Raw genomic sequence first — 24,983 nt, 5'->3', positions numbered from 1 at the left:
ACTCATACACACAAAAAAATCAGAGCTTGATGCAAAAATTACATGGGCATACGTAGTCAACATCCCTATACCCGATCAAAGCAATGCCTAAATGCCAGCGCCAACAGTGTATTACAATATCTGTGAGTTCTTAACGATCAAAACTCGGAAGTAATGCGATTTACTTCATCACTTACCCGTCTTCATTCAGATTATTAAACCAGATTGTTGAAGTCACTACTAATTACTGGAACTGATACAGAAGCTGGCAAAACTGCTCTGACTACAGTTTTGGCAGCTTACTGTCAGAAATATTACCCCCAAGGCAGTTGGGGAATTATGAAACCAATTCAATCGGGAATTGGCGATCGCGAATGGTATCAAAATCTGTTTACACTAGAGCAAACGATCGCCGAAATTACACCTCTGCACTTTAGCGCACCTCTAGCTCCTCCCATCGCCGCCGCCAAGGAAAATCGTTCCGTCGATTTAGCTATAGTTTGGCAGACTTTAACCCAGTTGCGATCGCGTCTTGATGTGTTGTTAATTGAAGCTTTAGGTGGGTTAGGTTCACCAGTCACCGACGAGTTAACAGTGGCTGATTTAGCCGGAGAATGGCGCTTACCCACAGTATTAGTAGTACCAGTAAAATTAGGTTCACTAGGACAGGTTGTAGCGAATGTAGCATTGGCTAGACAAGCGCGGGTGGATCTCAAAGGGATTGTGTTGAACTGTACACAACCTCTATCTGATGAAGAAATTGCCGACTTAACACCAAAAGATTTAATTCAATCCCTCACGAATATTCCAGTTTTAGGCTGTCTACCTTATATAGATAACTTCTCTGATTTCGATAAACTGGTGCAAATCGCCTCAAATTTAGATTTAGAAACGCTGAAGTAAGTAAGTTTAAGGGTGTAAGGGTTTAGGGGTGTATGGGTGTATGGGTTAGTCAAATGATGATTCTCTCATTAGTTTGAGCGTCACAATTTACCGCTTGCTAAAAAGTCCCCAATCCCCAATCCTCTCATGTGTACAACTGAAAATTTTTGGGAATACTATTCACAGCCACCAATATCTCCAGTTGTCAATTAACTTGAGGAATGTCCAAAAATGTCTATTGAGCAACTCCAGCCTGCCACTCAGCAACAAGCGAGTGTCTACTTGCCTTATATTCAGGGTACTAAACGCAATTTTTTGCCCTTTGCTATCAGTCTTTATCAAAAAGGCATTGTGGAAGGTCAACGCAAAATAGAAGCCGGTGAAAATGTTCCTTTTGTCGCTTCTTGGAATGTTGCTACTCTACCTTCAGATTTGACACGTTGCCGGATACAGTTTGATGGCAACGCTGAATTAAATTATGAAGTGATGATGGCAAGTTTTGAATTTATGAGTTTTCTCATCGAATTAATGGAAAATCATAAACGTTATAAGCTTACAGATTTCTCACAATCTTTTTACCGCAAACTCCTGCGTATAGATGAATGAACGTCTGTTTGCGTATATGAGTGTAGGAGTTTAGAGACGGAAACATATTCTGGAAGCTATGCTCTTATACTCTGGAATTTATTAAAATTTGCTAATTTTTGGGTTTCTTTAAACAACATTAATTGTGTTATTTAAACAAGATTAATTTTTTTAAATTTAACATAAAAACTCTCTGCCCGTAAGAGAAATCGTGATTTGCTCTGTGAACTATATAGAAGAATGTTTTCGACAGGGTACAAGTGGGTAGGACATTAGACCACCAGAGCAACAATAATCTCTCTACTGAGGATTTGACCAAGCCCTCACGCAGAAGTATTCACCTCAACTACGACAACTGACACGCGTAGCACAGTAAAATTATTTAGTATTTATATTCATTTAAATACCTGAAAAAAGTACATTTCAAGAAATTACCTTGTGAGAGCGTCTGAGGTTTCTGCCGGAACCAACTAAAATTAGTAAACACCTGGCTGGGTTTTACTGCCTTTTGAAATTAGGAGTGCGTGTGTGCCAAAATCTGCTAAATATTTGCTGATTGGCTCGACTGAGACTTATAGCGGTAAATCCGCAACAGTTCTGGGATTGTCTCATCAGTTACAGCAAAAAGGATTAGATATTGCTTACGGCAAACCATTAGGCAATAGTTTGAGTACATCTGAAGGTACTTTAGTTGAAGAAGATGTCCAGTTTATTACCCATAGTCTCAACTTATCGGCAAATCGTATTGCTCCCACAATATTGGCTTTAGATGAAGCCAGTATGCAGAAACGTCTATTTGGTGAAGACACAACTGACTATCGTCAGACTTTGGTGGAGCAGTATTTACAAGTTCCTCGCGGGGATTTGGTTGTGCTAGAAGGCCCTGGGGATTTAGCCGAAGGTTATCTATTTGATTTGTCTTTATTGCAAGTAGCAGACGTTTTGGATGCGTCTGTACTATTGGTGAGTCGTTACAGTTCGCTGATTTCTGTAGAGTCTTTATTATCGGCTAAAAAACGTGTGGGCGATCGCTTGATTGGTGTTGTGATCAATGATATCCCGCCTGCTCAGTTAGAAACCGTTAATAATTTTGTCCGTCCTTATCTAGAACAGCAAGGTATTGCCGTAATGGCGATGCTGCCCAAAAATGATTTACTCCGCAGTGTCAGCGTGGGTGAATTAGTCAAACAACTCAAGGCCGAAGTTCTCTGTCGTAGCGATCGCCTAGATTTGATGGTCGAGAGCCTAGCTATTGGGGCGATGAATGTGAATTCGGCGGTCAAGTATTTCCGTAAGCGCCGGAATATGGCAGTGGTGACAGGAGGCGATCGCGTGGAAATTCAGCAAGCAGCCTTAGAAACCTCTACTCAATGCCTCATCCTTACCGGACAATTACCCCCCCCACAATTTATCCTCAGTCGTGCTGAAGAGTTAGAAATTCCCATCTTGTCCGTTGATTTAGATACCCTCACCACTGTAGAAATTGTTGACCGCACCTTCGGACAAGTGCGTGTCCATGAGCCAATTAAAGTACAGTGTATTCGTCAATTAATGGCTGAGAATTTTGATAGCGATCGCCTGTTATCTAAACTAGGTTTAACACCCGCTACAGCTTTACCTTAGATTTCCAATCTCTTCCCACACAAATCTTTTGATACAAAATGAAAAACTTTACGACTCAAATTCGCTTCCTACTTACACGCTCTTTGGTAGAATAGCTTGGTCGTTTAATCTGAATATCTCCGTCTTTGAGCCAGTCAACAGACCTTATTAACCTCGATACGTTAGCGCAAGAACTGGCGACAATCCAGCAAACAGGTTCTAAACGAATTGCCTTGCTGGGTTCCCGTCATGTGCCAATTACGCATCAAAATCTCATTGAAATGATGACTTACGCCCTAGTTTTGTCAGGGAATCGAGTCATTACTTCTGGTGCTACAGGTACTAACTCGGCTGCCATTAAGGGCGCAATGCGCGCTGACCCCAATTTGCTCACGGTAATTTTACCTCAAAGCTTAGAACGTCAGCCTCAAGAATCTCGCCAGCAACTAGAACAGGTGATGCACCTAGTAGAAAATCCTAGTAATGATAACTTGTCTCTTGCTGAAGCTAGTTACTTGTGCAACAAAGAAATTGTCTCCCGATGTCAGCAGCTCATTTGCTTCGCGTTTCATGACAGTCGTACTCTCCTACAAACTTGTGGAGATGCGGAAGAACAGAGAAAGGTTGTCACACTTTTCTACTTTGATTAGTCAACAGTCAATAGTCAAATATTGGGACTATAGACTGTTGACTAATGACTAACTAACCATAAAGCATGATTATTTTCTTATATTCTATTGCCGCAGCTGCGGTTCTAATTTATCTGCCATTTTTGGTGGTGGGTTATGCTCGTGCGCGTGCTGGGTATGATGTTTCTGCTCCACGGGCGATGTTTGATAAGTTACCACCTTACGGACAGCGAGCTACATGGGCGCACCAAAACTCATTTGAGGCGTTTATGGTATTTGCCGCAGCTGCACTAATGGCTTATGTCACTGGTGTGAATTCTCCTACAGCCGCATGGGCGGCGATCGCCTTTTTGGTGGCGCGTTTGCTATACTCTATCTTCTATATTTTGAATATACCGCTTTTGCGATCGCTCATGTACGCTATTGGCTCCCTTGGCTCTGGTACTCTCTTTGTCCTGAGCATCATTCAAGCTCAAGGTTGATTAAGAACTGGGGACTGGGATTTTTCTCAATCCATGTTCTAACCTTAATCTAAAATCCAAAATCGCAAGTTAGACATTCTTTATGGCTTCCACTTATTCCTTTGACATTGTGAGCGATTTTGATCGGCAAGAACTAGTTAACGCTGTTGATCAAGTCATCAGAGACCTGAAAAGTCGTTACGACCTCAAAGATACTCAGACAACTGTCGAGTTGGGTGAAGAAAAAATCACTATTGGTACGGATAGCGAGTTTACCCTAGAGTCTGTTCACAACATTCTTCGGGAAAAAGCCGCCAAGCGTAATCTCTCACAAAAAATCTTTGATTTTGGCAAAGTAGAATCAGCCAGTGGTAATCGCGTCCGTCAAGAAATAACTCTCAAAAAAGGTATCAGTCAAGACATCGCCAAGCAAATTTCTAAATTGATTCGGGACGAATTCAAAAAAGTCCAAGCTTCAATTCAAGGTGATGCTGTGCGAGTATCTGCTAAAGCAAAAGATGATTTGCAAATTGTCATCCAACGCTTGAAACAAGAAGACTATCCAGTGGCTTTGCAGTTCACTAATTATCGTTAAAAGGTAATTTCAAGACATGAAAAAGCGGGGATATCTGACGATACTTTCCCCGCTTATTTGTTAGTTGACAATTTTAAGTCAGCTAAAACAATGCTACGGAGACATGAGCCTAACCGTAGGCTATTTTGAATTTTGAATTGTTTATGATCTTCCAGCAATGCTTTTTTGAAATGCTGGTCGCTCAGTCATTTGCTTGATATAGTTGACTACGGCTGGATAATCGCCCAAATCTAGTTTCAGCATGATGGGAATATAAGCCAATATAGAACCCACAGCAACATCAGCAACGCTAAATTCATTACCCAGCAAAAAGGGTTGATGCTCAAAAATTTCATTGAGAGGAGTCAGCAAACGGGGCATTTCTTTTTCTCGATTTGCTTCGACAAAAATACCAGTTCCCAGGGTGGCGTTAGCAAATACTACCCATTGGGAGAGTATTCCTCGTTCCTCTGCTGACAGGGAAGTTTTACCGTACTTGTCGTTCAGATAAAGCAAAATTGCTCCTGATTCCCAAAGCTGAAAATCCCCGTCTACAATTGCGGGTACTTTCCCAATGGGGTTTATTTTCAGGTATTCCGGCTGAAGGTGTTCCCCCGCCTGCATATCTAACAAAACAAACTCGTAGGGAACTTCTAGCTCTTCTAAATACCACTTCACGATTGAAGCGCGGCTAAAAGCCCCTCCATAAAGTTTCAGCATAGCTACCTGATATTAAAGTACTTTGTGAGTGTGGGAATGCTGTTTGACGTTATCGTCTTTTGTTACTACTCTATTAGCATTTAATACCCGCTTACGGTCAAGGGAATATTTAAAATCCGTATGGGTTGTACCGAGAGGAATCAGAGTTTTGGCACTATCTCGACGCTTGTATGTACGAGTGGCTGCAAATACTCGTGACGCAAATTCATCGGCAAACTGAGCCGAATCGGGAAAGCCTGCGGGTAAAATTGGCTCATCTCCATGCAAAACTGAACCCAAGGTGGTTGCACAGGCAAATTTATAAGAGGTGGGAATACCCTTCATAATCGCCTCTAGAGAAGCTGAGGGAATTGGTTCGATCACATCGACTTGATGAACTTCGCCATCTTCCTTAACGAAGCAGGTAGCCAGACCAATGACAATATAATCATCAGCATTGAGATCGCCTGTGTTTTGCTCAGAAATCGTAGTTGTCATAGGGATTGGGGAGTTTTAAGTGTTGAGTGCTGTAAAGCCCTGTGGGCATAGCCGCGCTTTAAGCGCAAGGCATTTAGTCTGTGCTGAGTAGGAAGCTCTTATCTCTTAATTTTGAATTTTGAATTTTGAATTTTGAATTGATTGCCCTTCTGTCTCTTCCCTGGCATTTTACCGAATTTGTCAGTCTTACTACTTGAATAGTCTTAGAGATTAATATTTCTTGTTTCAGGAATTTACCCTGAGGATGACGTATGTATTACTAGATTGGAGCGTAAATAGTCTGTATCAGGTGTGCTTGTCTGCAAGAAAATTTCTGAACAAGCTACCACAACAACTCTAATTTAATTTCTCAGACTAAGCAGCTAAGGTAGGAAAACATGAACAGTCACTCATTTTTAGCCTCCGGTGATCAGCAGAATAACTGTTACCAATTTATTACTAAAACTAAACTTGACCCTCAAGAAAATGGGGCTAGGGGTGATGAGTCGGGGTTCGGTGATGGCTACTTACGCTCTTGTGCTTTGAGATCAGCACAACAGGGAAATTATAGCGAAGCGATCGCTCTCCTTAACCAATTGATTAACCGCCATCCTGACAACGCGGTTGACTATAACAACCGGGGGTTAATCTATTTTCAAAGTGGACGTACCCAAAAGGCGCTACAAGATTACAACACTGCATTACAGTTGAATCCTGATTTAGCTAGCGCTTACAACAATCGCGCGAATTATTACGCAGCTTGTGGACAATTAGCATCTGCCCTAGCTGATTATGATCGTGCTATTGATTTAAATCCTCGTCATGTAAGAGCCTGGATTAATCGCGGCATTACTCTACGCGATTTGGGCGAATATGACCAAGCAATTGAGAATTTTGATATTGCCCTGGTTTTTGGTCAGCTAGAGGGACATATCTGGGCTGAACGTGGTAGAACTTACCATCTTTGGGGTGATTGGAATTGTGCGATCGCCGACTATCGTCGTGCCGAAAATCAATTACCTTCGTTGCATGGTCGCAGAGATGTTCCTGGCTACCGTTTGCGGTTACAGATGGAAAATTGGTTAAATGAATTGCTGCCTTCGGCGTAATTCACAATTAGTCAATAGTTATTAGTTCTTCTCCCTGCCCCCTGCTTCCTGCCTAATCTGCACTACAACCCTGTATTTATAAGCCACTACATCTATAAAAATAATTTATATTATCCCAACCCCAAGGTAATACTTTTCTTAGGGCAAAGATTCTGAGGCTTCGGTATCTACTTGCTCTTCATTCGTCAATACGATGGGAATTTGATTAGGAGCAAATCGGAATCCTTGCTGTTGTCTAATACTATTAGCTTGACTCGAATCAAGATTGCGGCTCAATTGAGCTTGTAAATCGCTAACGCGCTTTTCCATCTGCTTGACCTCAACACGCACTTCGCGCAACTTCGTTTGCTGTGACGAGTGATGAGGCACAAGCTGCATCAAAGCACCTGCTGCTGCGGCTGAAATCGCTATATTAGCCCCTATTTTAACTGTGGCTTCTATAGCCATTACTCGATAAGAGCGTTGGCGTAGATGCCGTTTTGGGCGGGGTACAGGCCGATGTTGCGGTGTAGGTTGTTGCGGAAATTGGGAAGGTTGAAAAGCGTTCATGATGCTCTAGAGAAAATTGCCTGATTGAATAGCTTAACCGTCAAGAGCCTACTGGCATAGATAACGGCTGAGATTAGCTGACATATTACTTCATTTTTTCCAAATTGCTACACGTATGCTATTTGTCAAAAGTACACAAAACATACTTAGGTAACGAGTTGGCACGACTTTCTGGAATTCAGCCACCAGTATATGGAAACTGCTCCCGGTATGCCAGGATTATTATTCTTTTAAGGGTTAATGTCAATTGCAACGTGTATCTCACGTTTAAAGCGCAAGTTACTGTATGGTATGTAGTTTTGTATGTTGTGATTCCTCAGGGAAATTAAACCACTCTAAAGTATCAATCAAAACTTGCTTCTGTCAATTTTATTCTCATAACAGATGTTACTTTTCTAGCAATTACTGCCGTTTTTGAAAAATATGCGTTTATTTTTAGACTCATAAATGAGGCTCTATTTCGATATTGATTTTTGTCTTATATCGTATATATACTTGAAGTTAAAGCATAAAAAAATACAGAAAAGCATCTACTTAGAGAAACCTTGTTTAATTCTCGTGGAAACAAAACACAACAATCCAAAGTATCTGGATTGTTGTGTTCAGCCATAAGAAGCTTGAGTTTACATCAAGGCTGTTTGACGACTCATCATGACAAATTTTCATGACAAGTACCTAAGCAGACTTGATGCCAGGCTTCATTATTTGTAAAGTTCTGTTGCTAAACGCCAAGCTAGAAGACCTGGAATCAGCGCTACAACTAGAGCGATGTACACTTGGGTATCCGAAATGGAAGACACTTGAGCAAGGTACAGAGTAGGCATGGTGGGAAACCTCCTAACCTTAAATTGATGTTGACATAGTAGTTCGTTTACTACTTTTCCTTGTTTTGCTGGAAATATGGAATATCTTGTTACAAGATGCAACAAAAGCACTTGTTAGTCAGTAGTCTTAGTTATCTTTCATTAAAAAAATTTATAAAAATATGGATTTTTATTTGGGGATAGACTTTGGTACGTCTGGTGCTAGGGCTGTGGTAATTGATGAATCAGCCCATATCCAGGTGCAGGTGCGTTATCCTTGGCTAGAGGTAGATTCCTTAGTATCTAGCTGGCAAAAGGCTTTGTTGACGCTGCTAGGACAAATTCCTGAACAGTTGCGGCGAGAAATCAGAGCGATCGCTATCAACGGAACTTCCTCTACAGTCTTATTATGCGATGTAAATGGCAACCCTGTAGATACTCCTTTACTTTACAACGATGGGCGGGGATCACTGGTGTTGGAAGAGTTGAGAGATATCGCACCAGCAAATCATACTGTTTTAAGTGCTACTTCCAGCTTGGCTAAATTGCGCTGGATGATGCAGTTACCCTCTTTTGGTGAAGCGCGATATTTTCTGCACCAAGCCGACTGGTTAGGGTTTCTCCTGCATGGACAATTGGGAATCAGCGACTACCATAATGCTTTAAAGCTGGGGTATGACGTGGAAAAGTTGAAGTACCCAGAATGGTTAGAAAGTTTGCAAACACCAATTCAGCTACCCAAAGTTTTACCGCCTGGGACTCCCATTGGTGAAGTGCGTCCCGAAATTTCCCAACAGTTTTTATTCCCTGATGATTGCGTGGTATGTGCGGGGACAACAGATAGCATTGCGGCATTTTTGGCGAGTGGTGCAAAATCACCAGGGGAAGCGGTGACTTCCCTGGGTTCAACATTAGTACTCAAACTTTTAAGTCATACCCGCGTAGAAGATGCACGATATGGAATTTATAGCCATCGCCTTGGAGATTTGTGGCTAACTGGTGGCGCGTCGAATACGGGGGGTGCAGTTTTACGCGAATTTTTTACTGATGCTGAGTTAGAAAACTTGAGTCGTGAAATTAATGCCACAAAAGCCAGCCAATTAGATTATTATCCCTTGTTGAAAGTAGGGGAACGTTTCCCCATCAATGATTCCAATTTACCCCCACGCCTCACACCACGCCCAGACAATCCAGCCGAATTTTTACATGGCTTATTAGAAAGTATCGCCCGCATAGAAGCCCAAGGATATGAACTATTACAAAAATTGGGTGCAGATAGCTTAAATCAAGTTTATACAGCCGGTGGCGGCGCAAAAAACCCCACCTGGGCTGCAATTCGGCAAAGAAATTTAAAAGTCCCCGTCATTTCCTCACTTAATACAGAAGCCGCCTATGGAACAGCATTGCTGGCGATGCAGAGAATAAGAGAATAAATCTCCCTTCTCTCTGCACCTCTGCGTACACAAATCACGCCAACGTTCCCTTCCCAAATATTCAGTATGATTTGTTCATAAATATCGTTTAAATCCGTATCTATCCCAGTGACAATAGACATATCTCGACTGATACTGGGTTCATTAGATACCAGATTATAGGGTTCCAGGTTCGTCATCTGGGCAGCTATTTAGGGATGGATGCTTCGCAGTAAGTGAATGTCATCTATCCCTTTAATTATTGCGGATTTTATAAAAATTGCGATCGCCTAAATTTCCTGTTTACTTGTGAAACTTTGCAAAGCCAATAAACCAGCACCATAAGCAGGTTCATCGCGGGGGAAAATTACCTTCACCTGGGGAAATCTATTTACCATAGCTGCTGTAAATCTCTCCTGTATCTTACATCTACCCTGCCATACACTTCCTGTTGTCACTATTTCCAAAACTGAGTTAGGAATAAAAATTGCCTCAATTACTGTAGATGTAGCTTTGACTAATTCTCTGACAGCATCATCAATTATATTATTGGCTACTTCATCACCAGAAGCGGCGGCTAAATCAACAACGGGTGCTAAAGCTGCTATTTGTTTCACTCCCCATCCTCGACGATAAACAACCTCGATTAAGTCTTCTATATTTTCTAAATCCAGATGCTGTTTAAAAGCTTCTATGAGACTGGTAGATTTCTCACGCCCATCATAAGATCTTAATGCTGATTGTAAACCAGCCACAGCAATTTTATAGGCGCTTCCTTCATCACCTAAAATATATCCCCAACCACCAACTCGCTTGGTTTTTCCTTGATGATTGCGACCAAAAACTATGGAACCAGTACCAACTGCGGCGACAATTCCCACGGGATGACCAATTCCGCCGACTAAAGCAATCAAAGCATCGTTGCAAATAACAATATTAGATGGTTGCAAGTTCCAGGTAATAGGTAAAGTTTTGACATTAATTAATTGTTCTATTATACGTGTAACTACCTCTATATCCTCTGGACGACCAACACCAGCTAATCCCAAACATATAGCGTTAATTTCGATGGTTTTGATTAATTTTACCGCCTCATAAATGGCAGATTGAATAGATGTAAATGCTGCTTCTATGCCTATACTTTGATAATTAGCTGCACCCGCTTGACCACGACCAAGTACTTGATGTGTATCGTTCATTAAAATACACACAGTTTTACTACCGCCGCCATCTATTCCTAAAATATAACTCATACCCCACCAATTGATTTTGACAGGTTGAGGGTGTTCAGACAACCGACTTTTTTAAAAAAGTCGGTTGTCTATGACCTATCATAATGTGTTTGGTGGATTACTAGTTTTGTGATTGGTTTATGCTGGTCAAGGAATAAAAATAAGGAATTAATTTTTAGCAGCATCGCCTCACCAAATCTGTAAAGTAGGACAAAAGCTAAGATGGCGAGAATTTTTTGTTGCTGTAAATATGAGGTAATTTTTTTAAAAAAAGGAGATTTTACTAGTGGCTTGTGGTTCTCTTGAGTTATCTGATTCTGGGAAGGGTAAAATTAGGCGATCGCTACCATTACTATAGTAAGATAAACCAACATTTGGAGTAATGAATGTAGCAAATCTATAAATTTAAATACTATACTTATCTCTTCTGGTAGAAGGAAAAATTATTGGTAATTAATAAATTACTGGTAAGTCTTTTACACAATAGAATTATGAACATTATCGCCTGGATTATTCTTGGTCTCATCGCTGGAGCTATAGCCAAAGCTATTTACCCCGGTCGTCAAGGTGGTGGTATTTTGGGAACTATGATCTTAGGTATTATTGGCGCTTTAATCGGTGGTACAATTGTTACCCTGCTAGATACGGGAACACTACAATTTACCGCAGCTAGCCTTAGTATTTCTGGGATAATCGTGGCGATTATTGGAGCCATAGTAGCTATCTTTTTGTGGAATCTAATCACTGGAAGCTCCAGAAGCTATTAGTCAGATAATAGCAATGATGGTTAGAGTGAATTTATTCAATGCTAACCTTTTTTACATGAAAAATTTAAAACAAAAATACTCCACTACTTATAAAAGAGTGGAGTAAAAAATGACAAAATATTAATTTGGAAAATTTAAGCTGTAACTACAGTAATTAAAAGGTAGATATCCCTTTCAATTTTTTTAGTCAATAGCCTTCTTCAATTCATCCTTGATATTTTCTGTAGTATGGATAACCTGAGATTCAGCTTGTTTAGCTTTACCCTCTGCTTTATCTGATGGATTCCCAGTTACTTCGCCAATTACTTCTTGTAATTTACCTTCGATATTTTTAGCAGTTGCTTCAATTCTTTTTTCAGTACTCATATTTTTCTTAAATTATTGGAAGTATTAACATAATGTATGCTACCAGGAAAAAGCTTTTTATTTGTCTATCATAGGAAAGATATTATTTAGTTTTTTTGTATACCTGGGATAGATGATTAAATAGGAGATATCATGAGATGGTTTACAACACTGAAAATGTCAAAATTAAATAGGTAAATCTTAGGAGTGACTAAAAGATATCAGAAAAATGGGTGGAAACGCGAGATAAATGATATTGTACGAGGTACTTGTGGAGGCTTTCTATTTGGTATACCTTTAATATATACGATGGAAGTCTGGTGGATTGGCTCGCTAGCAAAACCAAGATTAATTGTAATAGCGATCGCCTTGATGTTTATGGTAGTTTTCCTCCTCAATTATACTGAAGGTTTTCGCAAACGCAAAAATAACTGGCGAGTGGATGAAGCCGTCATAGATACTGTAGAAGCAATGGCGATTGGATTCGTTTGTTCTGCATTTATGTTGTGGTTATTGCAAGAAATAACGCCAGAAACTTCATTAAAAGAATCATTGGGTAAAATTGTTTTTGAAGGTGTACCTTTTACTTTAGGTGTAGCATTAGCTAACCAGTTTCTTGGAGATACTAATCAAAATAATTCGCCATCCAGTAATCATCAAGAAAACGGACTTAGTAAACATAAACAAAATAGTTTATATGGAACTTTGGCGGATTTAGGTGCCACTCTCATCGGTGCAATTGTCATTGCTTTTAATATTGCGCCTACGGATGAAGTTCCCATGTTAGCAGCCGCCATTTCACCGCCTTGGATATTCATATTAATCGCTGCATCCTTAGTTATTTCCTATGCTATTGTCTTCCAAGCTGGTTTTTCCGACCAGAAAAAACGAAGACAGCAAAAGGGGATTTTTCAACGTCCATTAAGTGAAACAACTATTTCTTATTTAGTATCTTTGTTAGCAAGTGCATTAATGTTGTTGTTCTTCCAAAAAGTAACATTCGCAGACCCTTGGAGAATGTGGCTAGAACATACTTTAGTTTTAGGTTTACCTGCAACAATTGGTGGTGCTGCTGGTAGGTTAGCAATATGATGGAAGCAGAACCAAAATCGGAACGTTCTCTGGCTGAGTGGGTAACATTCGGTATTGCTTTGTTTATCCTCGGAATTATTATGAGCTTAGTAGCTTATATTTGGCTACATGAGGAAAATAAACCCCCAGTTTTATCTGTTACTAAAAAAGAAATAATGCGGGAAGTTAATGGACAATTTTATATTCCATTCGAGATAGTAAATACTGGTGGAGAAACTGCTGAATCAGTACAAATTATTGCTGAGTTACAAATTGCTGGCAAGGTTGTGGAAACAGGAGAGCAACAAATTGATTTTTTATCTGACGGTGAAAAGGAAGAGGGAACATTTATCTTTAGCCAAAACCCTCGTCAAGGACAACTAATTGTGCGCGTTGCTAGTTATAAGTTGCCGTAATTTAAGTTGACAAACAAAACCCTCACCACTTGTGGTGAGGGTTTTAGTTAAATATTACACACCTTATAATTAAGGTCTTATCAATCGGAGCGGCGGGATTCGAACCCACGACCTCCACTACCCCAAAGTGGCGCGCTACCAAGCTGCGCTACGCCCCGGTCAGAATTACTATATTATCGCAAACGCTTTGTAAAATCAAGGGGTAAATTCAAAAAACTTTGAGCATTCCCGTAGCTTGCAACAGACTAGGTACAGCAGAGGCATTCCATTTACCTTCTGCACAACGTCCTGTGTTGAGGATAAAGCGCAGACTGTATTCATGGGGATAACCCTCTACCTCCATCCATAATAAATCGCTCTCGGCTTCACAGGCAATTTTCTCTTCATCCATTAACTCGGCGGTGAGTTGTTTCATCGTGTTGGCTAGCTTAGTTAAGAGACGACAAAAATCATCTAACTCAGCTTCGGTTAACTCAATTGCCCAATCGTCAGTACCGACTAAACCTTGATATTCGCTTGCGTTGGGGTTCCAGCCAATACGCCAGCCAGCACCGCTTTTAATGAGACGTTCCATGAGAATCTTGATGAAAGGGTTATTTGAGGAGTTCAGCGCCTCCTGTTTGGGGTGGGGTTGGGGTTGTGGGGGTGCTGGGGCGTGAGGTTGGTTGAGTGGGGGTATTGGGATTAAATATATTGGTTAATACTTGTACTAAAGCATTGCGTTGAGTGCGCGTGAGGCGAGAAATGATCGCGCGATCGCCTTTTAGGGGATTCTGCCGCAATGTATCATTACCTGGATAGGTAGTTTCGTACATAATTTCATTAGCATCCAAGTAATCGGCGAGAGTTAATTTCCAATCTAGGCGATAATTGGGAGCGCGTTCTTTGACATATATGTGATATCTAATTAGGCGACTTGCCAAAGTATTATTTTCTGCAACTCTTCCCGATGCTTTGGTGATATATTGATTTTCTTTGGGAAAGTCAGGCAATTGTTGATACACTAGCTGCCAAACGTCACCAGGACTAATTCTTTGGGCTACCGCAGGTTGGATGTTGGTTAAATTACCCGCACTAAAAACAAGAACACCCGCTACCACAAAGGTACTTATCAACGCTGAGTTAAACTTCACAACTACAAACTGAAGGGTTGACTAAAACACAAGCTTGTTTTTGATTTCACAGACATCCTGAGAAGAAAGTGCAAAACGATTGGTTATCAACTCAGCACGGGCTGAACGCCCCGCTATCGCTAATAGCACTCTCAACTCAGCAATATATTGGGACTTACGCATAAAAACGAAAGATCAAGGTTTTGGAGAAGGGTATAGGGGTATGAATCAATTCAAAATACCCTACGGGAAGCTAAAGCTACAAAATTCAAAATAAATGTTTTACACCCCTATACCCTTACACCCGGTCTCAACAGAAAATATGGGTGCGTAAGTCCTATATATTTTAAATTTCACCAATGATTTCTGGTTGTGTCAATTCATCAGACATTTCAATAATTGCCCTGAGTACTGGCTTCATCATGGCATCTTCAGCACTCTCAAATTCCTCATAACGCCGACGTTTAGCCCGATTTGCCACCTGAACCGTAATGCGGTAGCGATTGGAAGCTGCACTAATTAAATCCTCAGCACGGTGCATAATCTGAGATTGGGTTGTCTCGAATTTAGAACGCTTGAGCATAGTAATGGGTTCTTAGGGACTACCCTAGTTTAGCAGTAGTGATCAAGACTAGGGATTCTTCAGGGGCAGGGGGAAGAACTGCTGACTCTTAACTCATGACTAATGACCTTTCTTGCGATAGAGGTTGATTGCTTTTGTATGTTTATAAGTTGGTTGTAATTGTGAAGTTAATAAATTAACCAAATATTATGGCTGACATTGTGGAAACTGCTGTGAAAACTGGAAAATTCAATAAGTTTGTGCAGGCGGCTGAAGCTGCACAAATCTTAGATACTCTCAATAGTCCTGGGATTTTTACTTTGTTTGCACCTACTGATGAGGCTTTTGCAAAGTTACCGCAGGGAACTTTAGAAGCACTGCTCAAAGACATACCGAAGTTAAAAAAGATTGTCACATATCACGTAGCCTTTGGTGATGTCCGGTCGGATGACTTGGTGCAAATTGAGGAAGCGGAAACCGTGGAAGGATCTGTTTTAGCGATTGAGTCTACTAACGGTAAATTTAAGGTGAATGATGCCACCGTTCTGCAAACAGACATTCTTGCCGATAATGGAGTGATTCATGTTATTGACGCTGTTTTAATTCCGGCAATGGTGGCGGGCAAATAGTTCCTTATAGCCTGCGGAAAGGATTTGTTCTGGGAACAGGGTTGGGTATTACCGAATAAGGCAAAAGTTAAAAGGCAAAAGAAAGAAAAAGAACATCACTTATGGGGATTATCTTTTTTCTCCCCCAGTCCCCAATCCCCAATTCCCAGTTCCCAGTCCCCAATTCCTAATCCCCTAAACCCAGAATGCAGCCACTACGTGGGGGGAGACTTAAGAACAGTTGTTTTGTTTCTTCTGTATTGTGCCAGTGAAATTCTGCTTGACCGTACAGGATTTTATTTGGCTGAGTCTGCAAACTAGCAACATCTACATTAGCCTGGGCTGTTGCTGTACCTACATTTACGGCAATAATTAATTCTTCTTTGCCTAAGGTGCGGGCAAAAATATACAATGCACCTTGCGCCCAAATAACTTGATAGTCACCTGTGCGTAAGGCTGGGTAAGTACGGCGTAAGGCTATTAATTGACGGTGGGTCTGATAAATTTCTCTATCCCAGTTAGCTTCTAAAGGAAAGCCCCGCCGAGAATCGGGGTCGATACCTCCTGGTAAACCCACTTCATCGCCGTAGTAGATACTTGGCGCGCCAGGAAAGGTAAGTAGTAATAGGGTAGCTAATTGTATACTGGCTTGATCACCGCCAGCAATGGTCAGGAGTCGGGCTGTATCGTGACTCGCTAATAAGTTGAGTTGGGTAAGTTGAATGTCCCAAGGGTAAAGTTGCAGTACTTCCTGAATTTTGGTGGCGTATTCGGCAGCGAATAGGGGCGGATATGGTTGATAATCGCGGCTTTGGACTTGTTCTAAGACTACGCGATCGCCTGCGGCAAAGGCAATGGTCGGCCCGGCAAATAAGTAATTCATCACACCGTCGAATTGCGTCCCATCTAGCCACTCGCTGGAATCTCCCCACACTTCCCCCACAATATAAGCTTCGGGGTTAATGGCTTTAACGCGATCGCGGAATTCTTGCCAAAAGCCAGGAGTTTTAATTTCAAATGGTACATCCAACCGCCAGCCGTCGATGCCGAATTTAATCCAATATTCGGCAATTTCCATAATATATTCCCGCACTTCTGGGTTGTCATGATTAAATACTGGCAAGGCGCGATTATCAGCCCAACCTACATAATTTGCCGGCAACTCACCTGTATATGGTGCCAGAGGCCAGCCTTCAATCTTGAACCAATTTACCCAAGGGGAATGAGGGCCATTTTCCAAAACGTCGTGGAAAAAGAAAAATCCTCGACTGGAATGATTAAATACGCCATCGAGGACAACTTTAATATTGCGTTCGTGGGATGCGTCTAGTAATTCCTTAAAAGCGGCATTCCCACCCAACATCGGGTCTACTTGATAATAGTCGTGGGTATGATAGCGGTGATTGCTGGCAGATTGAAAGATGGGTGTAAAGTAAATGGCATCAATGCCTAAGTCTTGAATGTAGTCTAACTGCTCCATGATGCCCCATAAATCACCGCCTTTGTATCCTTGTAGCGTAGGCATCGCATCCCAGTCTTCCCAACGCGCATCACGCAACAGGCGCTTGTGGGGCTGTTTACTTCTAGCAAAACGATCGGGGAAGATTTGGTAGAATACAGCGTTTTTCACCCAGTTTGGTGTTTGAATTTGCATTATTTCCCTTTTATGCCTTCAGGTGCGATCGTGACAAATAATTATCTATTTGGGATTCCTACTTATGATAGAAAATTTACATTTAACAGTATGGATGAGATTCTTGTCTAAACTACGATCGCAACCTTAATAGGCAATGGTGGAGTCAACATAGCGATCGCCCAATAAGCTATTCTGCTTTTAAGTTGCATCATCCATCATGAGGGCTGTTAACAGTCAACAGTCATTTCACAAATTAAGGCAAGATTAAGAAAATACTGTAACCATTAACATATCTAATATTTTTAATCATGAGTGCAAATTAATACAGTGGAAATTGTTTTCTGATCAATGGCTGCACGATACGTCACCAGTAAGGTTTTTTAAAATTCATTCAAGATAATCTTTGATCCCCCCTTACCAGCTGCCACAGACAGTCCTAAACTGTAGGTGGGAGTTGAAAGGCAGTTGGGAGAAATCTTGTGAAAAAAGTCTTAGCAATTATTCTTGGTGGTGGTGCGGGTACTCGCCTTTACCCACTAACCAAACTCCGCGCTAAACCGGCAGTACCAGTGGCAGGGAAATACCGCCTAATAGATATCCCTGTCAGTAACTGCATTAATTCGGAAATTTTTAAAATCTACGTATTAACACAATTTAACTCAGCTTCTCTCAATCGCCACATTGCCCGTACCTACAACTTTAGTGGTTTTAGCGAGGGTTTTGTGGAAGTGCTGGCCGCCCAGCAGACACCAGAGAACCCTAACTGGTTCCAAGGTACAGCCGATGCTGTACGTCAGTATCTCTGGATGTTACAAGAGTGGGACGTAGATGAATTTTTGATCCTGTCGGGGGATCACCTGTACCGGATGGACTATCGCCTATTTATCCAGCGCCATCGAGAAACCAATGCGGATATCACACTTTCCGTAATTCCCATTGATGATCGCCGCGCCTCGGATTTTGGTTTAATGAAAATCGATAACTCTGGACGAGTCATTGATTTCAGTGAAAAACCCAAGGGCGAAGCCTTAACCAAAATGCGTGTTGATACCACGGTTTTAGGCTTGACACCAGAACAGGCGGCATCACAGCCTTACATTGCCTCGATGGGGATTTACGTATTTAAAAAAGACGTTTTGATCAAGCTGTTGAAGGAAGCTTTAGAACGTACTGATTTCGGCAAAGAAATTATTCCTGATGCCGCCAAAGATCACAACGTTCAAGCTTACCTATTCGATGACTACTGGGAAGATATTGGGACAATCGAAGCTTTTTATAACGCCAATTTAGCGTTAACTCAGCAGCCCATGCCGCCCTTTAGCTTCTACGATGAAGAAGCACCTATTTATACCCGCGCTCGTTACTTACCACCCACAAAACTATTAGATTGCCACGTTACAGAATCAATCATTGGCGAAGGCTGTATTCTGAAAAACTGTCGCATTCAACACTCAGTATTGGGAGTGCGATCGCGTATTGAAACTGGCTGCATGATCGAAGAATCTTTACTCATGGGTGCCGACTTCTACCAAGCTTCAGTGGAACGCCAGTGCAGCATCGATAAAGGAGACATCCCTGTAGGCATCGGTCCAGATACAATCATTCGCCGTGCCATCATCGATAAAAATGCCCGCATCGGTCACGATGTCAAAATTATCAATAAAGACAACGTGCAAGAAGCCGACCGCGAAAGTCAAGGATTTTACATCCGCAGTGGCATTGTCGTCGTCCTCAAAAATGCCGTTATTACAGATGGCACAATCATTTAGTCAACAGTCAACAGTCAACAGTTAAGAATTTCAACTTTGACTAATGACTACTGACCCTAGACTAATGACAAAACTCATATTACTGATTGGTCTTCCTGGTAGCGGTAAGTCAACCTTGGCAAAACAATTAGTAGCACAATGCCCCCAGATGCAGCTGATTTCCACAGATGCCATCAGGGGGCAACTGTTTGGCTCAGAAGCAATTCAAGGGTCATGGCTGCTAATTTGGCGGGAGATAGAGCAGCAATTACAGCAAACTGTGATTACAGGTAAAATTGCCCTTTTCGACGCGACCAACGCCCAACGCCGCCATCGTCGTGAACTCATTACCCTAGCCAGTGAATTAGGTTTTACCGACATTACAGGAGTTTGGATCAAAACACCCGTCTGGTTATGTCTAGCACGCAACAAAAAACGCCCACGCCAAGTCCCCGAAGATGTCATCTTACGAATGCACCGTCAACTCCGCGATGCACCCCCCATCCTAGAAGAAGGACTAGAACACCTAATTGTCTATGAAAATATCTTTTCCCCCATTCATAACTCCCTACTCCCCATTCTCTCCATCGATAAGTACGGAAATTGCCCTGACCCAGTGAGCGGGAACCACACTTGATTTTCTTTATTATTTGTTAATTTAAAATCAGAATATTTATGGCTTGGCATTAGACCTAGCAAATTCTCAACTTCAAATCTTAGAAGAAAACTTAAAGAAATTTCTACAGGAGGCTGGTAGATGGCTGCAACCGACTTCAAAGACTATTACGCGATTTTGGGAGTTAGTAAAACTGCCACTCCAGAGGAAATTAAACAAGCTTTTCGCAAGTTAGCCCGCAAATATCACCCTGATGTCAATCCTGGTAATAAACAGGCGGAAGCAAGCTTCAAGGAAGTTAACGAAGCCTACGAAGTTTTATCAGATGCCGACAAACGGAAAAAATACGATCAATTTGGGCAATATTGGCGACAAGTTGGCGAAGGCTTCCCTGGAGGTGGCGCTGGTGTCGATATGGGTGGAGTGGACTTCAGCCAATACGGCAATTTTGATGAGTTTATTAATGAGTTGTTAGGACGCTTTGGTGGTGCTGCACCTCGTGGTGGGCGACAAAGTTACTCTTATCGCACTCCTGGTGGTAGACCAGGGGGTGGTTTTGGTGGCTTCAACGACTTTGGATTTCAAGATGTAGGCGCAGCAGGCGGTGGTCAAGATGCCGAAGCTACCATCAGCCTAACTTTTGCTGAAGCTTTTGCTGGAGTTCAAAAGCGCTTTAATTTAGGTAACGAAACTATTGATGTGCGGATTCCGGCTGGTACTAAACCTGGTACTCGCTTACGGGTAAGAGGTAAGGGTCAATTTAACCCCATGACACAACAAAGAGGTGACCTATATTTAAAAGTAGAATTTCAGCCCCACTCATTCTTCCAAATTGAAGGGGATAACTTAGCCTGCGAAATTCCTATTACTCCCGATGAAGCGGCGCTGGGAGCCTCCATTGATGTACCTACACCCGATGGTTCTGTGAACGTTAAACTACCTGCTGGTGTGCGTTCTGGTCAATCTCTCCGTTTACGGGGTAAGGGCTGGCCTATAGCCAAAGGCGGACGAGGAGATCAGTTTGTCAAAGTGGCTATTGTGCCACCAAAAGATATGAGCCAACAAGAGCGAGAATACTATGAAAAAATCCGGGCTATCCGCAGTTACAATCCCCGGAGTCATTTACAACAAGTGAAGTTGTAATATCCAATTCGGCTGCTTATTTAACTATATAGTTGATTTGGTTGGTAATGGGTAATAGGTAATTGTTTGTCCCATTACCAATGCCCAATTACCCATTACCAATTTTAATCAAATTTTCCTAACAACTTTTCGACGCTAGCATTGTGATCAAAAAACGAAAATAAATGCTTGTAACGCAATCTACCATCTTTATCTAAGACAAATTGGGCTGGTAAAGGCGCTCCCAAGGCTTGCCCTACTTGATAGGTACGAAATGCCCGACAACTTGGATCACTAAGTAAAGGCATTTTTAAGCCTAAATCTTTAACAACTATTTGACTTTGCTTTTCGTCAGTACTCGTAACTAATAGAACTTCTATCCCCCGATTAGTAAATTGTTCGTAGTTCTCATTTAAAGCTTTGATATGAGGAAAGCAAAAGGGGCAATATTGCTTTTCTGTGAAAATTCGCGTAAATGCCAGTAATATGGGCTGTTTGCCTCGGTAATTTGATAGTTTAACTAACGTTCCATTAGTAATATCTGGTAATTGAAAGTCTGGTGTTCCTACATCTAGTCTTAATTCGTTACTAGCGGGAATAGGCAGGAAATTACGAAAGAACCTTTCATTTAATAAGCCACTGAAATCTGTTGAAGTTAACATAAACCGTTCAAAATTATCAACTAACTGATAGTAAATGCAATGATAAAACCACAGATGAACACCGGAGTTAACACTGATTTTATATCTGTGTCTATCTGCGTTCATCTGTGGTATGGATGATTATCTTATTTGACTCTTGCAAGCAGGATAGAAGTTGGAAGGTTTCTAAATAAAGTAATTGATTGCAGAGGGGCAGAATAAATATATGAAAGAAAAAGCTATGAACCAATTAGGCTATTTTCTTTCCTTCTGCCTGCTACCTTCTGTTTAAGAGACGCGATCGCCAACTGCTTTTTTACACAGCAGCGAAGTAAACTTTGGACTTCACAGGGTCGGGAGTCATGGTCTTTTCCCCAGGTTGCCAACCAGCAGGGCAAACTTCATCTGGGTGAGACTGGACATACTGGATTGCTTGCAATGTCCGTAGGGTTTCATCAACGCTACGACCAAAAGCTAGGTTGTTAATGGTAGCGTGCTGAATGATACCATCTTTATCGATGATGAACAGACCACGTAAAGCGATACCTGCTGCTGGGTCTAGTACGTTGTAAGCGTCGCTAACCTCTTTCTTAATATCGGAAACTAAGGGATAATTTAGGTCGCCAACACCACCAGACTTACGATCAGTTTGAATCCAAGCTAGGTGGGAGAACTCGCTATCAACGGACACACCGAGAATTTCGGTGTTAAGTTTCTTGAATTCTTCGTAGCGATCGCTAAATGCTGTGATCTCCGTGGGGCAAACAAAGGTAAAGTCTAGGGGATAGAAGAACAAGACAACGTACTTACCACGATAGTCGGAAAGCTTAATTGTCTTGAATTCCTGATCAACTACAGCTGTTGCTGTAAAGTCGGGAGCCTGTTGACCAACGCGGAGGCTTTCTTGTGTTCCGTAGGTGATGGACATTAACTTAATTCTCCTTCAACTTATATCGGTTTACTAGGTGTTGGAGTTTGGGTTAGGAATAAACTTACCCATCCACGCTTTCACCCTATCGGGTATTCTCCGAGAAGCCTTACGGGTACGCAGTCCTTTAGGGCTGTCTCACAGTTTGATTACGATCTGTTACGACTATATCATAGTCATAACGATTTTGAGTAGCAAATGGATGATTTAGATACAAGAGAATGGTTGCTGACTAATGGCTTAGGAAGTTTTGCCAGTGGAACTGTTTCGGATATCCGTACACGAACCTATCACGGTTGGCTATTTGCATCGACAAATCCGCCTTCTGGACGCACCCTACTGCTGTCGCACTTAGAAGCTAGTTTAGAAGTCTCAGGAAAAGTCGTAGCATTGGGGACGAATATTTGGGGTACAGGTGAGATTGCACCAACAGGTTACAAGCTACTGCGTTCTTTTGATGTTAACCCAGCACCTAAGTGGATTTGGGGTGAAGGAGACTGGCAATTAAGTAGGCAACTTGTGATGCCTTACGGTGTAGTGGGGAGTGGGGAAGTAGAAGGCAGGAGACAAGATCAGGACTCTCAATTCTGCCATCGGTTGTTAATTCACTATCGTTATGAAGGTAGAGAAACTGCCGTATTGAAACTGCGATTGCTAATTGCCGATCGCGACTTTCACCATCAACAAACTAATAGCCTAGATTTACAATTTTCTCAAGTTCTGGGTAACAAGCAAATCTACTTGCAAGCCATGAATTCTGGTCGTTTTGGCACACCTTGGCAGTTGCGGTGGTCACACGGAGAATATCAAGCCAATGCAGTTTGGTATTGGCATTATGGCTTACCAGAAGAAACACAACGGGGATTAGGCGATCGCGAAGACCTCCATAGCCCCGGTTATTTGACAGTAACTCTCCAACCAGGAGACACAGTAACTCTGGAGGCACGGATGGGTTTTCCGGCTGAACTTACAGATTCCCTTACCAGCGATACCTTTGCCGAAGCTGTGGAAGCAGAGCAAGAAAGACTGTCTCAGGTTTTTGGATGGGGCGTTGGGGAAGATGGGGAAGAATTTCTCAATGTTTCTTCCTCATCCCCCTCATCCCCACTCTGGCAGCAACTACTCAAAGCCGGGGATCAATTTATTGTCTATCGAGATTCCATTGCTGGCCCTACGGTGATTGCTGGTTATCACTGGTTCAATGATTGGGGACGTGATACTTTGATTGCCTTACCTGGTTTAGCCTTAGTACCCCAGCGTTTTGAATTAGCAAAAGGCTTATTGCAAACCTTTGGGCGTTATTGCCGCCACGGTTTAATACCTAATGCTTTCCCTGATATTGACAGCGAGCCATATTACAACAGTATTGATGCAGCCCTATGGTGGATTGAAACTTTAGGACTGTACCTGGAAGCTACCCAAGATTGGCAATTTTTGGCGGAGCAGTTCCCCACTGTCCAACAAATTTACAAAGCATATTTTGGCGGTACTCGTTACAATATCCAACTCGATGCGACTGATGGCCTGATTGGTTGGGATGCTCGGAATGTTGCTCTTACCTGGATGGATGCGGTAGTTGGCGGAGAACCCATAACTCCTCGTCCAGGTAAACCAGTGGAAATTAACGCTCTGTGGTATTCGGCTTTATGTTGGCTGAGTCAATGGGCTGAACGATTGAGTCAGATGGATTTGGGTGATTCTGTTCGTCTGGAAAAACAGGGGCGGCGTTATGCTCAACAAGCGCAACAGGTGAAAGCTTCTCTGCAAAAGTTTTGGAATCCACAGCTGGGTTATTTATACGACACCATCGATTTAGACGATCGCCGGAACGTACAAATTCGTCCCAACGCGATTTTAGCTTTGTCTCTACACCACTGTGGATTTTCCCAACAACAGGGACAACAAATATTAGATTTGGCAACTTATCGCCTGCTAACTCCCTATGGTCTGCGTAGCCTCGATCCAGCAGATCCAGAATATCTTGGCAGATATGAAGGTAGCCCCGAAAAACGCGATCGCGCTTACCATCAAGGTACTGTTTGGACTTGGCTGATTGGGCCTTTTATCCGTTCTTGGCAGCGTTTCTACCCAGAACAACCATTGCCTTTTGATTGGCAACCTCTATTAGATCACTTTTTAAGTGATGCTTGTCTTGGTTCCATTTCCGAAATTTTTGATGGTGACCCTCCTCATAGAGCCAGAGGAGCCGTAGCACAGGCTTGGTCAGTCGCAGAAGTGATTCGCCATTTGCCGACGACTTGATTTGTGTTTGCGCCTTTGTATATTTGTTTGTGGAGGTTGGTAATAGGTAATAGGTCATTGGTAATAGCCAAAACTATTATCTTTGACACTCCCGAAGGCGATCGCCTCTTTCCTACTTACAAAGCTTGAGATATTTATCCCGTCTTTAATGACTAA

General features: G+C 42.0%; 28 protein-coding genes, 1 tRNA gene and 1 pseudogene. 16 read left to right on the top strand and 14 right to left on the bottom strand.

The features are described 5' to 3' along the window. The first annotated feature begins 204 nt into the window (after window positions 1-204). The 6 genes from bioD to ACN222_RS23305 all read left to right on the top strand — a co-directional run bounded on the left by bioD (window position 205) and on the right by ACN222_RS23305 (window position 4,733). On the top strand, window positions 205-882 hold the full coding sequence (gene bioD, locus ACN222_RS23330; protein WP_010998798.1) for a dethiobiotin synthase: 678 nt from the start codon (window positions 205-207) through the stop codon (window positions 880-882). 210 nt (window positions 883-1,092) lie between these two features. Then, window positions 1,093-1,467 carry a type IV pilus biogenesis protein EbsA gene (ebsA, locus tag ACN222_RS23325; protein ID WP_010998797.1) on the top strand — a complete coding sequence of 125 codons (375 nt, stop codon included), beginning with the start codon at window positions 1,093-1,095 and terminating at the stop codon, window positions 1,465-1,467. Between the two features lie 507 nt (window positions 1,468-1,974). After that, on the top strand, window positions 1,975-3,069 hold the full coding sequence (locus ACN222_RS23320; protein ID WP_010998796.1) for a phosphotransacetylase family protein: 1,095 nt from the start codon (window positions 1,975-1,977) through the stop codon (window positions 3,067-3,069). Between the two features lie 125 nt (window positions 3,070-3,194). Next, a complete protein-coding gene (locus ACN222_RS23315; RefSeq protein ID WP_011318792.1) occupies window positions 3,195-3,698 on the top strand; it encodes a DNA-processing protein DprA in 504 nt (167 codons plus the stop codon). A gap of 65 nt (window positions 3,699-3,763) precedes the next feature. Continuing rightward, window positions 3,764-4,159: an MAPEG family protein gene (locus ACN222_RS23310; protein WP_010998794.1), complete on the top strand. Its 396-nt coding sequence runs from the start codon at window positions 3,764-3,766 to the stop codon at window positions 4,157-4,159. Window positions 4,160-4,241: 82 nt separating this feature from the next. After that, window positions 4,242-4,733, top strand: a complete 492-nt coding sequence (locus ACN222_RS23305) for a YajQ family cyclic di-GMP-binding protein (RefSeq protein WP_010998793.1) — start codon at window positions 4,242-4,244, stop codon at window positions 4,731-4,733. Window positions 4,734-4,874: 141 nt separating this feature from the next. Here the strand turns inward: ACN222_RS23305 and ACN222_RS23300 are convergent, their stop codons facing one another. Both ACN222_RS23300 and ACN222_RS23295 read right to left on the bottom strand, forming a co-directional pair. Further along, entirely contained in the window at window positions 4,875-5,432 is a 558-nt protein-coding gene (locus ACN222_RS23300) for a glutathione S-transferase family protein (RefSeq protein WP_010998792.1), read from the bottom strand. 12 nt (window positions 5,433-5,444) lie between these two features. Beyond that, window positions 5,445-5,909 carry a hypothetical protein gene (locus ACN222_RS23295; RefSeq protein WP_010998791.1) on the bottom strand — a complete coding sequence of 155 codons (465 nt, stop codon included), beginning with the start codon at window positions 5,907-5,909 and terminating at the stop codon, window positions 5,445-5,447. Window positions 5,910-6,286: 377 nt separating this feature from the next. Here ACN222_RS23295 and ACN222_RS23290 point away from each other — a divergent pair, with 377 nt between their 5' ends. Beyond that, window positions 6,287-6,997 carry a tetratricopeptide repeat protein gene (locus ACN222_RS23290; RefSeq protein ID WP_010998790.1) on the top strand — a complete coding sequence of 237 codons (711 nt, stop codon included), beginning with the start codon at window positions 6,287-6,289 and terminating at the stop codon, window positions 6,995-6,997. Window positions 6,998-7,135: 138 nt separating this feature from the next. On the opposite strand, the gene ACN222_RS23285 is transcribed toward ACN222_RS23290, so the two are convergent. Further along, on the bottom strand, window positions 7,136-7,546 hold the full coding sequence (locus ACN222_RS23285) for a hypothetical protein (RefSeq protein WP_010998789.1): 411 nt from the start codon (window positions 7,544-7,546) through the stop codon (window positions 7,136-7,138). A 701-nt stretch (window positions 7,547-8,247) separates the two neighbouring features. Continuing rightward, entirely contained in the window at window positions 8,248-8,370 is a 123-nt protein-coding gene (gene psaM, locus ACN222_RS23280) for a photosystem I reaction center subunit XII (RefSeq protein ID WP_010998788.1), read from the bottom strand. Window positions 8,371-8,531: 161 nt separating this feature from the next. Here psaM and ACN222_RS23275 point away from each other — a divergent pair, with 161 nt between their 5' ends. Beyond that, complete coding sequence (locus ACN222_RS23275) at window positions 8,532-9,782, top strand: FGGY-family carbohydrate kinase (RefSeq protein WP_010998787.1); 1,251 nt, start codon at window positions 8,532-8,534, stop codon at window positions 9,780-9,782. Window positions 9,783-10,051: 269 nt separating this feature from the next. On the opposite strand, the gene ACN222_RS23270 is transcribed toward ACN222_RS23275, so the two are convergent. Both ACN222_RS23270 and ACN222_RS23265 read right to left on the bottom strand, forming a co-directional pair. After that, entirely contained in the window at window positions 10,052-11,014 is a 963-nt protein-coding gene (locus ACN222_RS23270) for an N-acetylglucosamine kinase (protein WP_010998786.1), read from the bottom strand. 134 nt (window positions 11,015-11,148) lie between these two features. Further along, a pseudogene (locus ACN222_RS23265) lies at window positions 11,149-11,332 on the bottom strand (MFS transporter); the annotation flags it as partial. 152 nt (window positions 11,333-11,484) lie between these two features. Between ACN222_RS23265 and ACN222_RS23260 the strand changes: the two are divergent. Continuing rightward, window positions 11,485-11,760 carry a GlsB/YeaQ/YmgE family stress response membrane protein gene (locus ACN222_RS23260; protein ID WP_010998785.1) on the top strand — a complete coding sequence of 92 codons (276 nt, stop codon included), beginning with the start codon at window positions 11,485-11,487 and terminating at the stop codon, window positions 11,758-11,760. A 183-nt stretch (window positions 11,761-11,943) separates the two neighbouring features. Here the strand turns inward: ACN222_RS23260 and ACN222_RS23255 are convergent, their stop codons facing one another. Continuing rightward, window positions 11,944-12,126: a CsbD family protein gene (locus ACN222_RS23255; protein ID WP_010998784.1), complete on the bottom strand. Its 183-nt coding sequence runs from the start codon at window positions 12,124-12,126 to the stop codon at window positions 11,944-11,946. 186 nt (window positions 12,127-12,312) lie between these two features. Here ACN222_RS23255 and ACN222_RS23250 point away from each other — a divergent pair, with 186 nt between their 5' ends. Together ACN222_RS23250 and ACN222_RS23245 are read left to right on the top strand one after the other, a co-directional pair. Beyond that, complete coding sequence (locus ACN222_RS23250) at window positions 12,313-13,197, top strand: TIGR02587 family membrane protein (protein WP_010998783.1); 885 nt, start codon at window positions 12,313-12,315, stop codon at window positions 13,195-13,197. Beyond that, window positions 13,194-13,592, top strand: coding sequence for a TIGR02588 family protein (locus tag ACN222_RS23245; protein WP_010998782.1), 399 nt, complete (start codon window positions 13,194-13,196; stop codon window positions 13,590-13,592). The genes ACN222_RS23250 and ACN222_RS23245 overlap by 4 nt, the downstream gene beginning before the upstream one ends. An 84-nt stretch (window positions 13,593-13,676) precedes the next feature. Here the strand turns inward: ACN222_RS23245 and ACN222_RS23240 are convergent. From ACN222_RS23240 to ACN222_RS23225, 4 genes are all read right to left on the bottom strand, one after another. Next, window positions 13,677-13,750, bottom strand: a tRNA-Pro gene (locus ACN222_RS23240). A 50-nt stretch (window positions 13,751-13,800) separates the two neighbouring features. Next, window positions 13,801-14,166, bottom strand: coding sequence for a DUF1818 family protein (locus ACN222_RS23235; RefSeq protein WP_010998781.1), 366 nt, complete (start codon window positions 14,164-14,166; stop codon window positions 13,801-13,803). 19 nt (window positions 14,167-14,185) lie between these two features. After that, entirely contained in the window at window positions 14,186-14,725 is a 540-nt protein-coding gene (locus ACN222_RS23230; RefSeq protein ID WP_010998780.1) for a hypothetical protein, read from the bottom strand. A gap of 325 nt (window positions 14,726-15,050) precedes the next feature. Further along, window positions 15,051-15,287: a DNA-directed RNA polymerase subunit omega gene (locus tag ACN222_RS23225; RefSeq protein WP_010998779.1), complete on the bottom strand. Its 237-nt coding sequence runs from the start codon at window positions 15,285-15,287 to the stop codon at window positions 15,051-15,053. Window positions 15,288-15,475: 188 nt separating this feature from the next. Between ACN222_RS23225 and ACN222_RS23220 the strand changes: the two genes are divergently transcribed. After that, the gene (locus tag ACN222_RS23220) at window positions 15,476-15,895 is read left to right on the top strand and encodes a fasciclin domain-containing protein (RefSeq protein WP_010998778.1); all 420 of its coding nucleotides are present in this window, start codon (window positions 15,476-15,478) and stop codon (window positions 15,893-15,895) included. A 166-nt stretch (window positions 15,896-16,061) separates the two neighbouring features. Here the strand turns inward: ACN222_RS23220 and ACN222_RS23215 are convergent, their stop codons facing one another. Then, window positions 16,062-17,528 carry a glycoside hydrolase family 13 protein gene (locus ACN222_RS23215; RefSeq protein WP_010998777.1) on the bottom strand — a complete coding sequence of 489 codons (1,467 nt, stop codon included), beginning with the start codon at window positions 17,526-17,528 and terminating at the stop codon, window positions 16,062-16,064. 461 nt (window positions 17,529-17,989) lie between these two features. Here ACN222_RS23215 and ACN222_RS23210 point away from each other — a divergent pair, with 461 nt between their 5' ends. From ACN222_RS23210 to ACN222_RS23200, 3 genes are all read left to right on the top strand, one after another. Further along, a complete protein-coding gene (locus ACN222_RS23210; protein WP_010998776.1) occupies window positions 17,990-19,279 on the top strand; it encodes a glucose-1-phosphate adenylyltransferase in 1,290 nt (429 codons plus the stop codon). Between the two features lie 64 nt (window positions 19,280-19,343). Then, window positions 19,344-19,895 (top strand): AAA family ATPase, encoded by a 552-nt coding sequence (locus tag ACN222_RS23205; RefSeq protein ID WP_044522275.1) that lies wholly within the window; start codon window positions 19,344-19,346, stop codon window positions 19,893-19,895. Window positions 19,896-20,015: 120 nt separating this feature from the next. Next, window positions 20,016-21,017, top strand: a complete 1,002-nt coding sequence (locus ACN222_RS23200) for a DnaJ C-terminal domain-containing protein (RefSeq protein WP_010998774.1) — start codon at window positions 20,016-20,018, stop codon at window positions 21,015-21,017. Between the two features lie 104 nt (window positions 21,018-21,121). Here ACN222_RS23200 and ACN222_RS23195 read toward each other — a convergent pair whose 3' ends face one another. After that, window positions 21,122-21,658 (bottom strand): peroxiredoxin family protein, encoded by a 537-nt coding sequence (locus tag ACN222_RS23195; RefSeq protein ID WP_044523313.1) that lies wholly within the window; start codon window positions 21,656-21,658, stop codon window positions 21,122-21,124. Between the two features lie 295 nt (window positions 21,659-21,953). Continuing rightward, window positions 21,954-22,565, bottom strand: coding sequence for a peroxiredoxin (locus ACN222_RS23190; RefSeq protein ID WP_010998772.1), 612 nt, complete (start codon window positions 22,563-22,565; stop codon window positions 21,954-21,956). 198 nt (window positions 22,566-22,763) lie between these two features. Here ACN222_RS23190 and ACN222_RS23185 point away from each other — a divergent pair, with 198 nt between their 5' ends. Next, the gene (locus ACN222_RS23185; RefSeq protein ID WP_096637202.1) at window positions 22,764-24,827 is read left to right on the top strand and encodes an amylo-alpha-1,6-glucosidase; all 2,064 of its coding nucleotides are present in this window, start codon (window positions 22,764-22,766) and stop codon (window positions 24,825-24,827) included. The last annotated feature ends 156 nt before the right edge of the window (window positions 24,828-24,983 follow it).

Source organism: Anabaena sp. FACHB-595, assembly GCF_048568275.1.
Lineage (GTDB): Bacteria > Cyanobacteriota > Cyanobacteriia > Cyanobacteriales > Nostocaceae > Trichormus.
Note: the sequence above shows the minus strand (reverse complement) of the source record. Positions and strands in the feature narration are given on the sequence as shown.

Bases quoted from the DNA above. Each gene is read 5' to 3' on its own strand.
- ACN222_RS23205 (WP_044522275.1), top strand. From the start codon at position 19,344: ATGACAAAACTCATATTACTGATTGGTCTTCCTGGTAGCGGTAAGTCA.
- ACN222_RS23275 (WP_010998787.1), top strand. From the start codon at position 8,532: ATGGATTTTTATTTGGGGATAGACTTTGGTACGTCTGGTGCTAGGGCT.
- ACN222_RS23255 (WP_010998784.1), bottom strand. From the start codon at position 12,126: ATGAGTACTGAAAAAAGAATTGAAGCAACTGCTAAAAATATCGAAGGT.
- psaM (WP_010998788.1), bottom strand. From the start codon at position 8,370: ATGCCTACTCTGTACCTTGCTCAAGTGTCTTCCATTTCGGATACCCAA.
- ACN222_RS23260 (WP_010998785.1), top strand. From the start codon at position 11,485: ATGAACATTATCGCCTGGATTATTCTTGGTCTCATCGCTGGAGCTATA.
- ACN222_RS23245 (WP_010998782.1), top strand. From the start codon at position 13,194: ATGATGGAAGCAGAACCAAAATCGGAACGTTCTCTGGCTGAGTGGGTA.
- ACN222_RS23290 (WP_010998790.1), top strand. From the start codon at position 6,287: ATGAACAGTCACTCATTTTTAGCCTCCGGTGATCAGCAGAATAACTGT.
- ACN222_RS23220 (WP_010998778.1), top strand. From the start codon at position 15,476: ATGGCTGACATTGTGGAAACTGCTGTGAAAACTGGAAAATTCAATAAG.
- ACN222_RS23215 (WP_010998777.1), bottom strand. From the start codon at position 17,528: ATGCAAATTCAAACACCAAACTGGGTGAAAAACGCTGTATTCTACCAA.
- ACN222_RS23225 (WP_010998779.1), bottom strand. From the start codon at position 15,287: ATGCTCAAGCGTTCTAAATTCGAGACAACCCAATCTCAGATTATGCAC.
- ACN222_RS23305 (WP_010998793.1), top strand. From the start codon at position 4,242: ATGGCTTCCACTTATTCCTTTGACATTGTGAGCGATTTTGATCGGCAA.
- ebsA (WP_010998797.1), top strand. From the start codon at position 1,093: ATGTCTATTGAGCAACTCCAGCCTGCCACTCAGCAACAAGCGAGTGTC.
- ACN222_RS23185 (WP_096637202.1), top strand. From the start codon at position 22,764: ATGGATGATTTAGATACAAGAGAATGGTTGCTGACTAATGGCTTAGGA.
- ACN222_RS23295 (WP_010998791.1), bottom strand. From the start codon at position 5,909: ATGACAACTACGATTTCTGAGCAAAACACAGGCGATCTCAATGCTGAT.
- ACN222_RS23190 (WP_010998772.1), bottom strand. From the start codon at position 22,565: ATGTCCATCACCTACGGAACACAAGAAAGCCTCCGCGTTGGTCAACAG.
- ACN222_RS23200 (WP_010998774.1), top strand. From the start codon at position 20,016: ATGGCTGCAACCGACTTCAAAGACTATTACGCGATTTTGGGAGTTAGT.
- ACN222_RS23300 (WP_010998792.1), bottom strand. From the start codon at position 5,432: ATGCTGAAACTTTATGGAGGGGCTTTTAGCCGCGCTTCAATCGTGAAG.
- ACN222_RS23270 (WP_010998786.1), bottom strand. From the start codon at position 11,014: ATGAGTTATATTTTAGGAATAGATGGCGGCGGTAGTAAAACTGTGTGT.
- ACN222_RS23310 (WP_010998794.1), top strand. From the start codon at position 3,764: ATGATTATTTTCTTATATTCTATTGCCGCAGCTGCGGTTCTAATTTAT.
- ACN222_RS23235 (WP_010998781.1), bottom strand. From the start codon at position 14,166: ATGGAACGTCTCATTAAAAGCGGTGCTGGCTGGCGTATTGGCTGGAAC.
- ACN222_RS23195 (WP_044523313.1), bottom strand. From the start codon at position 21,658: ATGTTAACTTCAACAGATTTCAGTGGCTTATTAAATGAAAGGTTCTTT.
- ACN222_RS23285 (WP_010998789.1), bottom strand. From the start codon at position 7,546: ATGAACGCTTTTCAACCTTCCCAATTTCCGCAACAACCTACACCGCAA.